Consider the following 1,641-nt stretch of genomic DNA (forward strand, 5'->3'; position numbering starts at 1 on the left):
CTGTTGAATAACCATAAGTGACCGCATTAGATGTTTGATCTTTTTCTCCTAAATTTAATCCGTAGATATACCTTTCAGCTTGATGATAAAGTGTTTATATATTGTAAAATACACCCGACCCCTTATGTTTTTTTTAAGTTATACGAAACCTGACTCATTGTGAACTAAACAGGATTAGATTAAAAAGTAAAAAAAGTGGCTAAAATATTTTAACCAGGTAATTCTTATTGCTTGACATATTGGCGGTGTCCATATATGTCTATTATTAAATTTTTTCCTTCAAAAAAATATTTTTTAAGTTTGGGATATCTAATCTTTTTTTTATAAGTTATGGGTGTCCTCACTCAGCGTTTTTGGGGGTTATTTTCTTGTACGTCCTATGATATAAGCTTCTCCATCATACGCACCCACAATTACTTCGGTAATTGACAATACATCTTTTTCCAGTTTGAAATCAGATTGTGTTTTAGTTTTACTACGAAATTTTTCTTTAACCTGAACAACAAGGCACACAAAATGCCAACTAACTTTAGCGGCAAAAATCACTTTCCTTACATCTTCCACCGAAGCTGTATTTTCCCTGTTTAAAACGTGCAATACTCCATTGCCGTATTTTAGTGCAGTATTATTGTTATCCAATAATTCATTGTCAGAGGCCATAACATCATCAATGATACAGTAAGAACTATCTCCTAACATCGACTGGTATATGTAATTTGAAAGCCAATCGCTAGTATCTTTTACTTTTTCATATTTGGATGTTAAACTTTTCCTTGGGCTTACGATTCCACCAGAACTATAACTTTCTAACTTATTAGTGCTTGTCTCTTTAGGTAAATACGTATTAGCAGCTTCAAATGGAGTATCTTTAGCGAATTTGCATACGGGACTGTCATAAGATAAAACATCTTTAACATAGTCTATTGCGGAGTCAGGTAATTTATACTCAATCATAGTTTAACCTTTGGGTTTAATCGTGCCATCTGGATTAATTCTCCATCCAGGTCCTTTTCTATCATTAAAATCCCAGTGAGGCCCAACAGGAGGAGCATGATTTAAATCTGGGTGTATACTCTCTGGGCCATTAGGGTTTTTGTAACCACCTCTTTCTCCTCCCTGAGGTGGCTGCCCATGCCAAGGCCACTCAGCTCCATCTTGGCCTATTGGATTTTGGCCAGGATTATCAAAATCAAATTCAGGTACATTACCAGGCTTTGAACAGCTTTCGTCACCAGCCTCTTCATTTAACGATCCCCAAAGTTCCCAACCAGCCCAGCCTAAAGCAGCCCCAACGCCGAAACCAATCGCAGCTCCAACAGGCCCACCAACAGCAAAACCAATTCCAGCCCCTGCAGTCATAGTGGTCAATCCATTAGGATCAATCCCATTCACCGGATCACTAAACACATACCCATAAATATTTGAGTCTCCACCCGCAAATCCTATCGGGTCCTTACTCGTCCATCGCCCAGCTTGTGGATCATAATCCCTCGCCCCAAACCGAGTCAGCCCCGTATCTCTATCATAAATACCTGTGATTTCCCACATTAATGTCGAACCATTCAATCCTTTTCAGCCAAATTAACATCATCACTCAATTCTTCTTTATAACGTGAATTCGGGAAACTTAATTTTTCTGTA

The 1,641-nt window shown here is 38.1% G+C and carries 2 protein-coding genes; both read right to left on the minus strand.

Annotation, left to right across the window (positions count from 1 at the left end):
- Nucleotides 1–360: 360 nt before the first annotated feature.
- Nucleotides 361–954 carry a hypothetical protein gene (locus ABVT42_RS22235; RefSeq protein WP_353898162.1) on the minus strand — a complete coding sequence of 198 codons (594 nt, stop codon included), beginning with the start codon at nt 952–954 and terminating at the stop codon, nt 361–363.
- 3 nt (nt 955–957) lie between these two features.
- Nucleotides 958–1,566, minus strand: a complete 609-nt coding sequence (locus ABVT42_RS22240) for an RHS repeat-associated core domain-containing protein (protein ID WP_367024531.1) — start codon at nt 1,564–1,566, stop codon at nt 958–960.
- Between the last annotated feature and the right edge of the window lie 75 nt (nt 1,567–1,641).

Source organism: Aliikangiella maris (assembly GCF_040719265.1).
In the GTDB taxonomy this organism is placed as follows: domain Bacteria; phylum Pseudomonadota; class Gammaproteobacteria; order Enterobacterales; family Kangiellaceae; genus Aliikangiella; species Aliikangiella maris.